Genomic DNA, 13,587 nt, shown 5'->3' with positions numbered 1-13,587 from the left:
AGTGGTAACCCGCAACTATGGAGATTATTATTATAAATTTCAGAAACAGTTTCTAAACGCTCTAATCTTTAAGCCCATGCGGTTCGGTGTAAATCACCGTAATTTGCAGCGGGTTGTCGTCCGAACCCTTAAACAGACGTGCCGAATTGACTTCAAGGTCGTGAGACGAAATACCAATCACTTTGTTCTGAGAGTCCTTTTCTACCTGAACGGGAACGAGCAACAGTTTATCCCACCCTTCGGGACGTTCATCAGAGTTTCTCATTTCGGCAAAGATGTAGCTAATCAAACGGTTCAGCGATGAGAACGAATAAGAGTTGGTAGTGCTGTTATAAGTAGCAAGGAAAGAAGTACGGTTGTCGTACGAGTGGTTTCCTTCGAAGAACTCCTTCAAATCGTTCTTGCGCAACAGCAACAAGTATTGGGGCGTTCCCATTTCGATGCCGTTTTCACGGTTTTCGATGGTGTTACGATACTTTGTCAAGGTGAGCGACACAGAGTTCAGCGTATCCGTCTTCAAGTCGTCATACATCTGCTCCAAAGGCAGTGTAATCTCCGTCCACAGTCCGGCAGGCGTTTTCAGGTAAGTATCTTTCGTCTTGTTGGCATCCGTCACAAAGTCATCCAGCTTTTCATCGTTATTCAGACGGGTGCTCATGAAAATTTCTTTCGTAGCCGCGAAAGCATAATACGAACTAACCGTTGAGTCTTGGTCTTGTGAACCTTTGATGGTATAATCGAAATACGTGCGCAGCCAGATGTCCTGAATGTAAAGCACGCTTCCCTCTCCGCTTGTATTGTGGACGTAGAATCCTTTCAGCACGTTGTTGATAAACGTATTGGCATCCTTAAAATATTCGCGATGGTTTACATACATATCCTGAAGATACTCGCTGAAAGTCATGTCCGTTCCCGGCACTTTGGTCTTGTCCAAATCGATAACCACGCTCGGATAATAAGTCTTTTGTCCGCTTGAGTTCGTGGCATTACGGATTGAGTCGCTTACCGACTTGTCATAAGCTGCATAATCTTTCTCGCCGATAACCTGAGTCTGCGCGTACTGATAAGGGTCGTACGTTGTGTAATAAATATCCGCATCATTACCGTCGTCGTTGATTTCCACATCGTCTTTCAGCAGGTTTATCCCCACCTTCATCGGTGCGAGCGAATCGCCGTAATAGCTCATATAATACAATTCGAGCTGGGTTGAGGTGATTTTCTGGAATGTCGACGGATAAGCAAAATCCTCCGGACAGTTTACCTGCGTGATGAAATCGGCGGTAAATTCGCCAAAATCAGGGTCGGTAATCTTACCCAGATAAGCACTGCTCGTACGTGAATAAACACCTCTCCCGTCTGATATGTCCGACACCTTCACCGTTTTGGTTTCCACGTTATACGTAGTGGCGTATGCCTTTATCTGGTCTTCATCAGCCACAAAGTCACCAATACCCGTTGTACTGTCGTCGCAGCTATATAGAGTGGCGGTAAGTCCGATTATCGCCAAGAACTTGAATTTCATGTTATATTTCTTTAGTTGAATTATTATTTTGCAGCAGCTTCCCACACTTGGTCGTAGAACGCATCGCAAGCATCGGCATACGCATCGCCAGCCTGATAATCCAGCACAGGGATGTTTAAGCTACGCGCGTAATCCATCACCTGCGGGTTTACGTTTTCGCTGTTCTGTATCACCCCGTCTGAATAAGCCACTGCCAGTTTACACAGTTCGTCATAGTTTACCGGCGTCTTTATCATATTCACGTCTTCCGGCGTAACTCCCTTCAGCAGAAGCTGCTGCGTAAAGTTGGCATCCAAGTCAGACTTGAATCCGTCGCCGTAAACCGAGAATATCACTTTCGAATCTCTGAACGAGGGTTCTTCGTTATACGCTTTCTTAATATATAAAGGAACCATCGCGCTTATCCAGCCGTGGCAATGGATGATGTCCGGACACCAGCGCAATTTCTTTACCGTCTCCAATACGCCCCGTGCGTAGAATATCGCCCGTTCGCCGTTGTCGTCGTAATCATTGCCATCCTCGTCCGTAGTCATCTGGCGATGAGAAAAATAATCGTCATTATCAATGAAATAAACTTGCCGGCGGGCTGCCTGTATGGATGCTACCTTAATAATCAGGGGATGGTCTGTGTCGTCGATAATCAGGTTCATCCCTGAGAGGCGGATAACCTCGTGAAGCTGGTTACGGCGTTCGTTAATATTTCCCCACTTAGGCATGAAGGTTCTGATTTCTCTGCCTTTATCTTGAATAGCCTGCGGCAAATCACGACCGATTACAGACAATTCGCTGTCCGGTACGTAAGGAGTAATTTCTTGTGTAATGAATAAAACTTTCTTCGCGCTCATTTTTAATTAGTTGTTGCTCTTATATATAAACTCGTGCAAAGATATAAAAAAAATGGACGCGAACCCCCATTTGCGTCTGCGAATAAATGTTTATAGTTTGTTAATATATTATGATACAGGGTTTTATGTATCATAATTTTATCGCGATAAACCCCTCGTTCCATGCGGTAAAACATACGAAAACTTCCGCATGTGTCTCACTGCGGTAGCCGTAGCGTCAGAAGCCGGCAAAAAAGAAATTTCGGCACCTGCAAGGTTATCGTAACAAAATAATACTTAACTTTGCGCCGCTTTAAAATTAAAACGGTTAAAAACCAAAAAGATAATGAAGTTAATTCAAACTATTAAGGAGTTGCGTGCCGAGTTGGACGGGCTTCGTAAAGCAGGAAAAACCATCGGACTGGTTCCTACGATGGGGGCTTTACATGCAGGTCATGCTTCGCTGGTGAAACGTGCCGTTGCAGAAAACGATGTAGTAGTGGTGAGCGATTTCGTTAATCCTACCCAGTTTAACGACCAAAACGATTTGTTGAAATATCCGCGTACGCTGGATGCCGACTGTGCCTTGCTTGAGGCGTGCGGAGCGGCTTACGTGTTTGCTCCTTCGGTGGAGGAGATTTATCCCGAGCCGGACACACGCCGGTTCAGCTACGCGCCGTTAGACACGGTGATGGAAGGCAAATACCGCCCGGGACACTTCAACGGGGTGTGCCAGATAGTGAGCAAGCTGTTCCTTATCGTTGAACCTACACGTGCTTACTTCGGCGAAAAAGACTTCCAGCAGCTTGCCATCATCCGCGAAATGGTGCGCCGCTATCCGTTTGCGATAGAAATCGTGGGTTGCCCCATCGTGCGCGAGGCAGACGGGCTGGCGCTGAGCAGCCGTAACACGCGACTGAACGCGGAGCAGCGCCAACAGGCTTTGCAGATTTCGAAAACGCTGTTCGACAGCAAGGAATACGCCCGGACACACACACTGGAGGAAACGCGCCGCTACGTGGAAAACCGCATCGACAACGCCGAAGGGCTGCGACTGGAGTATTTCGAAGTGGTAGACGGCAACACGCTGCAAACCGTAACGCAATGGGAAGACAGTGCGTACATAGTAGGTTGCATTACCGTCTTCTGCGGTGAAGTCCGATTGATTGACAATATAAAATACAAGGAGTAAAGCGATATGATGATAGAGGTGCTGAAATCGAAAATCCACTGTGTGACTGTAACCGAGGCGAACCTGAACTATATGGGCAGCATCACCATCGACGAGGACTTGATGGACGCTGCAAACATGATTGCGGGCGAAAAAGTGCAGATTGTAGACAACAACAATGGCGAACGGTTTGAAACTTACATCATCAAGGGCGAACGTGGTTCGGGCTGCATTTGCCTCAACGGTGCGGCGGCACGCAAGGTGCAGGTGGGCGACGTGGTAATCATCATGTCATACGCGCTGATGGACTTTGAGGAGGCGAAAAGCTTCAAACCGTCAGTAATATTTCCCGACACCGAAACCAACCGGTTGCTCTGAGTAGGAGGCTGTAATATCCAAAGAAATACTCGTAGGGGCGTATCGCATACGCCCTGAATACACCAACTATTTATCCACCGTGGATGTTTTCGGGCGTATGCGATACGCCCCTACATCGACAAACCGACCTGTTTCAAACATCTGAGCACAGGTCATGCAGCCGGAGTTATCGGCTGATTCAAACCATCGGCTTTAAAACCATGACAGAAAGCTCCGCCGAGCGTCTGCCCTTCCCTATCGGGAGCAAGACACCGGGCGGAGCTTTTTCGTCTCTCCCCGCTTCTGCCACGGACGGAAACCCGCTCTGAACAAAATCTTCTTTTCAGCATATTTCTTTACCGATACTTTCTTTTTTCGAGAATTAACCCTACTTTTGTCAGTGAAAAACTAATAACTGATAGACTAATGAAAGTAGGATTATTTATTCCCTGCTACATCAATGCCGTTTATCCGCAAGTAGGCGTTGCTTCTTATAAATTACTGAAAAGTCTGGGCGTAAACGTTGACTACCCCTTAGACCAGACCTGCTGCGGACAACCGATGGCTAACGCAGGATTTGAAGACGAATCCGTAAAACTGGCGAAACGATTCGACCATCTGTTCGAACAATACGATTACATCGTAGGCCCTTCGGCAAGCTGCGTGGTTTTCGTACGCGATAATTATGGACGCCTTTTAAGCAATGAGCAACATCGCTGCCAGAGCGAAGGAAAAATTTACGACATCTGCGAGTTTATCCATGACGTGATAAAGCCCGCGTCGCTGCCTGCATCGTTTCCACACAAGGTAAGTATACAAAACAGTTGCCACGGCGTGAGGCTGATGCACCTTTCATCGCCCAGCGAACTCAACATCCCGTATTACAACAAGCTGCGCGACTTGCTGTCGCTGGTAAAAGACATCGAAATAGTTGAACCGGAACGCCCTGACGAGTGCTGCGGCTTTGGCGGTATGTTTGCCGTAGAAGAACATGCCGTTTCGGGACAGATGGGACGCGACAAAGTAAACCGCCACATTGCCACGGGAGCCGAATACATAGCGGGTGCCGACAGCTCGTGCCTCATGCACCAGAGTGGCATCATCGCACGCGAAAATCTCCCGATAAAGACCATACACGTTGTTGAAATATTAGCTTCAGGACTATGAGTACGAAACATTCAAAAGCAGCCGAAGAGTTCCAAGCCAACAAGGGCTTGGCGGCATGGCACGACGAAACGCTGTGGATGGTGCGTGCCAAACGTGACAAGATGAGCAAGCAGCTTCCTGAATGGGAGCACCTGCGAGACATGGCTTGTGCCATCAAGATGTACAGCAACAGTCACCTTGACCAACTCCTCACCGAGTTTGAGAAAAATGCGCAGGCAAACGGGGCGCATGTCTACTGGGCTAAAGATGCGACGGAGTATTGTTCCATCGTGTATAACATCCTGAAGGGGCATAACGTGAAGCATTTCATCAAGAGCAAATCGATGCTGGCGGAGGAGTGCGGACTGAATGAGTTTCTGGAAGAAAAGGGCGTAGAGGTAGTGGAAAGCGACCTCGGCGAACGTATTCTCCAACTGATGCACAAGAAGCCGAGCCACATCGTCATGCCTGCCATTCATATAAAGAAAGAAGAGATAGGCGAACTGTTTGTGCGCGAAATGAATACCGAACCGGGAAACAATGACCAGACGTATCTGACGCACGCCGCACGCAAGAACCTGCGCCACAAGTTTATCGAGGCGGAGGCTGCCATGACGGGGGCCAACTTTGCCGTGGCATCGACGGGTGAGTGTGTGGTATGTACGAACGAGGGCAACGCCGACATGGGTACTTCGCAACCGAAGCTCCAGATTACGGCGTTCGGGATGGAAAAGATTGTGCCCGACCGCGATTCGCTGGGCGTATTCACCCGCCTGCTGGCTCGTTCCGGCACGGGGCAACCCATTACCACTTACACGTCGCACTACCGCAAGCCGCGTCCGGGAGGAGAGTTGCACATCATCATCGTTGACAATGGGCGCAGCCGCATCCTTGCCGAACAAGATCATATCAAAACGCTGAACTGCCTGCGTTGCGGGGCGTGTATGAACACCTGTCCGGTGTATCGCCGCAGCGGGGGATACTCGTACACGTACTTTATCCCCGGCCCTATCGGTATTAACTTGGGGATGCTGAAAGCTCCTTTGCATTATTACGACAATGTTTCGGCTTGTTCGCTCTGCCACTCTTGCCAGAACGTATGTCCGGCTAAGGTGGACTTGGCAGACCAAATCTACCGCTGGAGGCAGAAGTTAGACTCATTAGGCGTGGCAAGTTCGGCGAAGAAAACCATGTCGGGCGGCATGAAGTTCCTGATGGAGCGTCCGGAGTTGTTCAACTTCGCTCTGAAAAACGCGCCGATAGTAAACGCCATGCCTCGCTGGATGCTGTATAACAGCTTGAACGACTGGGGAAAGGAACACGAAATGCCCCGCTTTGCCAAAGAGAGCTTTAACGATATGTGGAAGAAAAACAAAGTGAAGTAAACCATGAGCAGCAGAGAAGATATATTACAGAGCATCCGCCGGAACACGCGGGTGCGCTATGAGAAGCCTGACTATGCGCCGTTAGAGGAAGAAGCTACGCGGTATCCCGACTTGGAGGCTCGCTTCAAGGAAATCATGACGCAGGTAGGCGGACAGGCTGTCACGCTGAAAAAAGGAGATGACATCAACCAAGTAATCAAGAGTTTATATCCTGAAGCACGGCGCATCGCATCGACCGTCGACGAGGTAACGACCTCTGATGGGAAGAAGCTGGCTATCACCTGCGCCACTTTCCATCCGGACGACGTGGAGACTCCGGGCGAGCTGGACGGAACCGACCTTGCCATCATCGACGGACGCATCGGTGTGGGCGAAAACGGTGCGGTATGGATTCAGCAGGACGTAGAGCAGCGTGCCATTTATTTCATATCCGAAGCGTTGGTGATTCTGCTCGACCGCCGCAACCTCGTAAGCAACATGCACGAGGCTTACAAGCGCATCGACACAGGCGAATACGGTTACGGGGTATTTATCTCAGGTCCGTCGAAAACTGCCGACATCGAACAGGCATTGGTGATGGGAGCGCACGGAGCGCGCAGCGTCACGGTGATTTTGGTGTAAGGAGGCAGGATACATACAGATACAAAATTCCCTTGCAGATGCGTTGAACTGCAAGGGAATTTTATTATACCAATGAAATAATGTAAAAGTAAACCACGGCAGCGGGAATCGCCATGAGGGAACTGTCGAATCGGTCAAGCATTCCGCCGTGTCCGGGAAGTATATTACCGGAGTCTTTGATGCCCAGCGTGCGTTTCAGCAATGATTCGGTCAGGTCGCCCCACGTACCGAAAACCACGATAACCAATCCTAAACCTACCCATACGCCGAGACTCAGGAAGGGGAAGAAATGTGCCATCACGAATGCGGCTATCACGCAGAACACTGCTCCGCCTATCGAGCCTTCCCATGACTTTTTGGGAGAAATACGCTCGAACAGACGGTGTTTACCGAACAACACGCCCGTACAGTAAGCACCCGTATCGTTCACCCAGTTGAAGATGAAGATAGACAGCGGAAGTATCGGATTATACTCCGATGCGCTTCCGGTTACGTTGGTATGAAAAGCCAGCACGTTAAGCAGCGCGAACGGCAGGGCGATGTACATCTGGCTCATCATGGTGTACGCCCAGTTATGCAGTGGATTCTTACGCTTCAGATAAAGCTCGCTCACCAGCAGGTAAATGACGAGAAACAAGTAGGGTATCAACACCGACGAATCGCCGGGCGCCACGCCGAGGTAAGCGAATCCAAAAAACAAAAACACGCCTGCCAGCATACAGATAGGTTTGTTGATTATCACCTCACCGCTTTTGCCGACAATGCTTCCGAATTCTCGGATCGTCAGTGCAGAGATAAGGGCGAACAGGATGGTAAACGGAATGGGACCTCCCAAGATACATCCTACCAGCACCGCAACGAAAACTATTCCCGTTATTGTTCTTTGGATGAAATTATTTTTCACTTTCGTCTGTATTTATGGTTACTTTTTCATGTCGTTTTCACCGCCTTCTTGCGTATTCTCCGGTTCTTCTTCCTTCGTGTCTCCATCCGACGGCTGAGAAGGTTCGGGCAATGCCTCCGGCTTCGAGTCTGCTGCCTCTAACGCCATGATTTCTTCCGAACGAGACGCCCACGGACGTTTACCGAATATACGTTCTACGTCTTCGGCAAAAATGACTTCTTTTTCTATCAGCAACTGTGCCAACTGGTTATGTCCCTCCTGATGTTCTCTCAGCAAGGCTTTCGCACGGGCATATTGCTCGTTTATCAGCATCTGCACCTCTTGGTCTATCACCTCGGCAGTATGTTCGCTATACGGCTTGTTGAAAGCGTATTCGTCGTTATTATAATAACACAAGTTGGGCAGGCGGTCGCTCATGCCGGCGTAGGCTATCATGCCGTATGCCTGCTTGGTAACACGCTCCAAGTCGTTCATGGCACCGGTAGAGATGTGTCCGATGAATACCTCTTCGGCAGCACGTCCTCCCAGTGTGGCACACATTTCGTCCAACATCTGTTCTTTGGTGGTAATCTGGCGTTCTTCGGGCAGATACCATGCAGCGCCGAGCGCACGACCGCGCGGAACGATGGTTACCTTAATCAGCGGATTGGCATGTTCCAAGAACCAAGATATCGTAGCGTGACCGGCTTCGTGGAGGGCTATCGCACGCTTTTCGTCGGCTGTCATCACTTTGGTCTTCTTCTCTAATCCACCCACGATACGGTCGACCGCAGCCAGAAAATCTTCTTTTCCTACGGCACTTTTCTGATGGCGAGCCGCAATCAGGGCAGCCTCGTTACATACGTTGGCTATATCTGCACCGCTGAATCCCGGTGTCTGCCGTGCCAGCAGGTCAACATCAACGGTACTATCCAACTTCAGCGGACGGAGATGTACGCCAAACACCTCTTTTCGTTCGTTCAAGTCGGGCAAATCAACATAAATCTGACGGTCGAAACGTCCGGCGCGCAGCAATGCCTTGTCCAAGATGTCGACACGGTTGGTAGCCGCCAGAATAATCACCCCGCTGTTCGAGCCGAAACCGTCCATTTCGGTAAGAAGCTGGTTCAGCGTATTTTCGCGTTCGTCGTTACCACCCATGCTGGGGTTCTTTCCACGCGCACGCCCCACGGCATCTATCTCGTCGATAAAGATGATACAGGGCGACTTTTCTTTCGCCTGACGGAAGAGGTCACGGACACGCGAAGCTCCCACACCTACGAACATTTCTACGAAGTCGGAACCCGAAATCGAGAAGAAAGGCACATCCGCCTCGCCTGCCACCGCCTTCGCCAGCAAGGTTTTACCCGTTCCCGGAGGGCCGATAAGCAACGCTCCCTTAGGGATTTTTCCACCCAGTTCGGTATATTTCTGAGGCTGTTTCAAGAAGTCTACGATTTCCTGTACCTCCTGCTTGGCGGCAGCCTGACCAGCCACGTCTTTAAACGTAATCCGGTTAGCTCCTTTTTCAAAGAGCTGTGCTTTGCTCCGCCCTACGTTAAACACATTTCCGGGCGAGCCTGCACCTCCTCCTCCACCCATGCGGCGCATGAGGAAGAACCACAGTCCGATGAAAAACACAATCGGCATGATGTTCCAGAAGATGGCACCGAGGTAATCACCCTTCTTGTCATAATTAATATCGCCCGTAAAGTTACCTTTGGCGGTCTGTTCGTCCAAAAACTTGTCTAATGTTTCTATCGAGCCTACCTGTACTTTTACGGCAGGGCTGCGTCCCACCTTCGAGGCATCTTTCTGAAACACATCGACGATATGTTCCGGCTTGATATACATTTCCACCGTATTGTTATCGTAAGCAACGATTTTGCTTGCATACCCCTTGCTCACCATTTCCTTAAACTCAGTATAAGAAACCTCTTTGCTCATACTGCCTCCGTCGCTGGAGAAATAAAGGAATGCGAAAACCAGCGCTATCACCACATACAGCCACGTCAAGTTAGGGCGCGGCACGTTGATTTTCGGTTTGTTCGGGTTGTTATCAGAGTTGTTAGGAGTTTGATTCATAGTTTGTTCTTCAAAATAAAATTAATCAATATCAGGGATTGACGTGAGTTTCGCGTCCGCCCACAAATGTTCCAAATTATAAAATTCGCGCATTTCGGGCAAGAATACATGAACCATCACGTCGCTGTAATCCATCGCTACCCACTGGGCGTTCCGTGTTCCTTCTACTGCAGAAACCTTGTCTCCCGTTTCTTTTCTCACGTATTCCTTCACCGAATCGGTAATGGCAAGAACCTGAGCAGGAGAATTCCCTTGACATATTACAAAATATTTACAAATCGTATCTTCAATGCCGGTTAAGTCTGCTATGATTATTTTTTTCCCTTTCTTTTCCTGAATGCCTTCCGTTATTTTTTTTACCAGTGTATTCGTTTCGTTCATTCTTCTTAAATCTTAAATAAAATTGAAATCGTTAGTGGGGCAAAGATACTTGCTTTTCTGCATTTCACGAAAGAAAGCCGATGTTTTCTCGCTCTTTTTGTATTTTTTAGATGCTTTTATTAGAAAAATACTGCCTTTGCAAAGTTTTTAAACGGTTTTTTCGCATAAAAAAGCCGAAAAACCTTTGTTTGTTCCAAAAAAGTTGTACCTTTGCACCGTCATTTCAAAAAGATGACACGCTGACATGATTTTGGGCTATGGTGTAATGGTAACACAACAGATTCTGGTCCTGTTTTTCTTGGTTCGAGTCCGAGTAGCCCAACTTCATTTATGGCGACAGAAGTTTTCACGGAGAAAATACTGCCGACCGTTAGTTTGGGCTATGGTGTAATGGTAACACAACAGATTCTGGTCCTGTTTTTCTTGGTTCGAGTCCGAGTAGCCCAACTTCTTTATTTCCCCTATGTTTTTTATTTGTTATTGGTGCGAGCAGGAGCGTATACTCCCCCTTGCCCCCATAACTGTATCTGTACGTTAATAGTCTTGACCAGTATTGTATTTACAATTTCTATTTCTTATACTTCATCAGCATAATAACCGGATTAGATTCCTCATCCAGCGTAGAGGCAATTTCTTTCAGCTCACCTTTCAGCCCGTTATCCGTATATGCCTCCACAAGCCCGTCGGCCGCCAAAGCCTGATAGGTGGCAACCTCCCCATTCCCGACATTGCGCGTCAAGTCCACCTCCTGCTTCCCGGTATAGTCGGCGTTGATAACCACTGGTTTAAATAAGGCATCTTCTTGCTTGTCATACATCAGATCCGCAACAGGGAATCCCCTTCCACTCGCAACATCAAACTTCTTTTCCATTGTCCGGATAAAACAATAACGCTCTGTTACGGGGCCCATGGTAATCAGCACCTCAGGTTCGCCCGAAGATTGCTTCACAAGAAAAGGAGTCAGCCGGTTATTTTCAGGCTGATAACTGTACACCGTATCGGAAGAGGTTTCTACAAGAAGCCAGCTATCCCGACACGGAATCAGCGAGCGCACTGATGCCACGGCTACAACATCCCCTTGCTGCACATAAGGAGCGTTTACTGTCTTGAAAGGTATGGGAATCCCCCGCGTAATACTGCCGTCTTGCTTCGATATGACCGCGTGATAAAATTCCTTATCCTTCTCTTCCCCGTCTTTATAATATACAGACATATCATAACAAATAAGATTGTCTTTGTCGTAATTGAATACATCCATATAAGTAGCACCTCCTACGGGTTTGAAACTCCGTTTGAAATTGCCGGACAAATCATACACCAATATCTTTTGCGAAGAGTTGACAAACATTTCCTCGTTATCCTCGTCCAGAACAGCACTGACAATGAAAGGGTATTCTTCACCCCCTTGTCCTTTTCTGTTTATCTTTCTTATCCCTTTGCCCGTTGCCCTGTCGAAAACATAAATATCCCCATCGTTGGCGTAGTTTTTCACCAAGATGTACTTATCGCCTATTGCCATTACAGCACCTTGAGTCACAAATTCATCGTTCGTTTCCAGCGGGATATATTCCACGTCCATAAACTCCTGAAGGGTCACTTCCTTTTCCGGATAATCAGCTTTCACATCCACGGTAAGGAGCGTGTCGGTCTTATCGGCCTGTTTGCATCCCGTCATTCCCAGTCCCAATAAAAGAAATGGGCAAAGCACCGAAATAATTGCTTTTTTCATAAGACATAATGGTTTTAATTAATAATAGATTCCACTCCCTATTTATAGCAGAACTCGTAGAGGGACATTTCCGTCCCTGCTTATAAAACCGCAACCGCCTTACGTATATTATCCAAAATTGCAGATAATCTGCTGTCACGGCGTGCCACCTGCATATTATAAGCAGACTGCATGTTTATCCACAGACAGGCAGGAGTTCCTGTAGCCGCCTCAATTTTCAGTGCGTATTCGGTCGTTATAGGACGTTTACCGTTTATCACTTCGTTAAGGACAGAGTAAGAAACACCGATGATATCGGCAAACTTTCTTTGCGACATCCCACGCGCCTCCAATTCGTCTCTAAGAATTTCACCGGGATGTATAGGCACTGACGGTTGCAATTCGTGCAGAGCATAAATTTTTCTTGCTGTTTCCATAATCTCAGTTATTTATAGTGATTACTAATATCTAACAAACGGCACACGGTTACTATTTGCTCTCCCATAATATCTCGAACAGTAAATTCAAGACGGTATTTACGATTTATCCGAACAGATGAAATACCTTTTTATCACCTTGCAAAACCTCATAATTCAAAGAATTGTAACGAAACAAATCATTAACAGTGTTTGCCGACAACAATACAAAAACCACCTTTTGATAACCTTTTATTACCTCTGGCTGATAGCGGTATTTCTTATCATTCGTCTTTCCTTCCGTATAAAGCTCTCGCAAATAGTCCTTATCAAATTCTATATACATACTCAGTCCGTTATACATGCAAAGGTAGTTTTTTTCAGATATTCGCAAATAATCGAACATTCAAAAAAATACCTGCATTAAAAACACAAAGAAACGCTACGGCTTGCGTCCTGCAATCCTACCGCTTAAGCCATCCGATTCTATTCGTAGGACTCGTCCGTCTAAGCGGTAGAATTTTTCCGGTCGGGAGGATGGGTTGGAAACAGATTGGAAAATAGGGTTGAAAGAGAGGCGGGCACCGGGTGCGAAGCGCGCGTTTATCTTAAATTTAACAACCTAACATTTAAAACATGTTATAAAACACAGTTTTAGGGCGGAAATATTTGCAACGTTGGCGGAAGTGCGTATCTTTGCATTGTGTTTTTCATAGTATTAGATTTAAGGTTAACAAAGGTTGGAGTACAGCGGTACTCCTTTTTTTATGCCCATACGTCTGGAATCCTAACCGTCCGGTAAGAAATTCACGCCCCCACCATAACAAATGAAAGGCTGCTTCAAATCATCTTTGAAACAGCCTTCCACCGATAAAAATCCATGCCACATCTGCACCGGATTTCTTTTGCTCCAGTGATTCCGCTGCGATTCGAACGCAGGACCCACGCCTTAGAAGGGCGTTGCTCTATCCAGCTGAGCTACGGAACCATCCCTGTAATTTGTAAAGCTTTCAGTGATTCCGCTGCGATTCGAACGCAGGACCCACGCCTTAGAAGGGCGTTGCTCTATCCAGCTGAGCTACGGAACC

General features: G+C 47.6%; 12 protein-coding genes, 4 tRNA genes and 1 pseudogene. 7 read left to right on the top strand and 10 right to left on the bottom strand.

Annotated features, from left to right (window positions below; all coding sequences use genetic code 11):
- Nucleotides 1-61 precede the first annotated feature (61 nt).
- Nucleotides 62-1,522, bottom strand: a complete 1,461-nt coding sequence (locus H9626_RS10310; protein ID WP_178257103.1) for a DUF4270 domain-containing protein — start codon at nucleotides 1,520-1,522, stop codon at nucleotides 62-64.
- Between the two features lie 23 nt (nucleotides 1,523-1,545).
- The gene (locus tag H9626_RS10305; RefSeq protein ID WP_178257104.1) at nucleotides 1,546-2,367 is read right to left on the bottom strand and encodes a glycogen/starch synthase; all 822 of its coding nucleotides are present in this window, start codon (nucleotides 2,365-2,367) and stop codon (nucleotides 1,546-1,548) included.
- 325 nt (nucleotides 2,368-2,692) lie between these two features.
- On the opposite strand from H9626_RS10305, the gene panC reads away from it, so the two are divergent.
- From panC to H9626_RS10280, 5 genes are all read left to right on the top strand, one after another.
- A complete protein-coding gene (gene panC, locus H9626_RS10300) occupies nucleotides 2,693-3,538 on the top strand; it encodes a pantoate--beta-alanine ligase (protein ID WP_191710445.1) in 846 nt (281 codons plus the stop codon).
- A 6-nt stretch (nucleotides 3,539-3,544) separates the two neighbouring features.
- Nucleotides 3,545-3,895, top strand: coding sequence for an aspartate 1-decarboxylase (panD, locus tag H9626_RS10295; RefSeq protein WP_191710444.1), 351 nt, complete (start codon nucleotides 3,545-3,547; stop codon nucleotides 3,893-3,895).
- A 405-nt stretch (nucleotides 3,896-4,300) separates the two neighbouring features.
- On the top strand, nucleotides 4,301-5,041 hold the full coding sequence (locus H9626_RS10290; RefSeq protein WP_178257107.1) for a (Fe-S)-binding protein: 741 nt from the start codon (nucleotides 4,301-4,303) through the stop codon (nucleotides 5,039-5,041).
- Nucleotides 5,038-6,405 (top strand): lactate utilization protein B, encoded by a 1,368-nt coding sequence (locus H9626_RS10285; RefSeq protein WP_178257108.1) that lies wholly within the window; start codon nucleotides 5,038-5,040, stop codon nucleotides 6,403-6,405. Before H9626_RS10290 ends, H9626_RS10285 begins: the two co-directional genes overlap by 4 nt.
- A 3-nt stretch (nucleotides 6,406-6,408) precedes the next feature.
- On the top strand, nucleotides 6,409-7,026 hold the full coding sequence (locus H9626_RS10280) for a LutC/YkgG family protein (protein WP_178257109.1): 618 nt from the start codon (nucleotides 6,409-6,411) through the stop codon (nucleotides 7,024-7,026).
- A gap of 64 nt (nucleotides 7,027-7,090) precedes the next feature.
- Here the strand turns inward: H9626_RS10280 and H9626_RS10275 are convergent, their stop codons facing one another.
- Genes H9626_RS10275 through rsfS form a run of 3 tightly spaced genes read right to left on the bottom strand, consistent with a single transcriptional unit; the run spans nucleotide 7,091 to nucleotide 10,375 of the window.
- The gene (locus H9626_RS10275; protein WP_191710443.1) at nucleotides 7,091-7,930 is read right to left on the bottom strand and encodes a phosphatidate cytidylyltransferase; all 840 of its coding nucleotides are present in this window, start codon (nucleotides 7,928-7,930) and stop codon (nucleotides 7,091-7,093) included.
- Nucleotides 7,931-7,948: 18 nt separating this feature from the next.
- A complete protein-coding gene (gene ftsH, locus H9626_RS10270) occupies nucleotides 7,949-9,994 on the bottom strand; it encodes an ATP-dependent zinc metalloprotease FtsH (protein ID WP_191710442.1) in 2,046 nt (681 codons plus the stop codon).
- Between the two features lie 21 nt (nucleotides 9,995-10,015).
- Nucleotides 10,016-10,375, bottom strand: coding sequence for a ribosome silencing factor (gene rsfS / locus H9626_RS10265; RefSeq protein ID WP_191710441.1), 360 nt, complete (start codon nucleotides 10,373-10,375; stop codon nucleotides 10,016-10,018).
- A 251-nt stretch (nucleotides 10,376-10,626) separates the two neighbouring features.
- Between rsfS and H9626_RS10260 the strand changes: the two genes are divergently transcribed.
- Nucleotides 10,627-10,697, top strand: a tRNA-Gln gene (locus H9626_RS10260).
- A gap of 54 nt (nucleotides 10,698-10,751) precedes the next feature.
- Nucleotides 10,752-10,822 (top strand) — tRNA-Gln (locus H9626_RS10255).
- Between the two features lie 121 nt (nucleotides 10,823-10,943).
- Here the strand turns inward: H9626_RS10255 and H9626_RS10250 are convergent.
- From H9626_RS10250 to H9626_RS10230, 5 genes and pseudogenes are all read right to left on the bottom strand, one after another.
- Complete coding sequence (locus tag H9626_RS10250; protein WP_191710440.1) at nucleotides 10,944-12,104, bottom strand: DUF4934 domain-containing protein; 1,161 nt, start codon at nucleotides 12,102-12,104, stop codon at nucleotides 10,944-10,946.
- Nucleotides 12,105-12,184: 80 nt separating this feature from the next.
- On the bottom strand, nucleotides 12,185-12,520 hold the full coding sequence (locus tag H9626_RS10245) for a HigA family addiction module antitoxin (protein WP_191710439.1): 336 nt from the start codon (nucleotides 12,518-12,520) through the stop codon (nucleotides 12,185-12,187).
- Between the two features lie 8 nt (nucleotides 12,521-12,528).
- A pseudogene (locus H9626_RS10240) lies at nucleotides 12,529-12,845 on the bottom strand (type II toxin-antitoxin system RelE/ParE family toxin).
- Between the two features lie 568 nt (nucleotides 12,846-13,413).
- Nucleotides 13,414-13,487 (bottom strand) — tRNA-Arg (locus H9626_RS10235).
- A 26-nt stretch (nucleotides 13,488-13,513) separates the two neighbouring features.
- A tRNA-Arg gene (locus tag H9626_RS10230) sits at nucleotides 13,514-13,587 on the bottom strand.

Origin of the sequence: Phocaeicola faecium, assembly GCF_014837055.1 — a bacterium.
Taxonomy (GTDB): Bacteria; Bacteroidota; Bacteroidia; order Bacteroidales; family Bacteroidaceae; genus Phocaeicola; species Phocaeicola gallinarum.
This window is presented reverse-complemented; position numbering and strand designations above follow the sequence as displayed.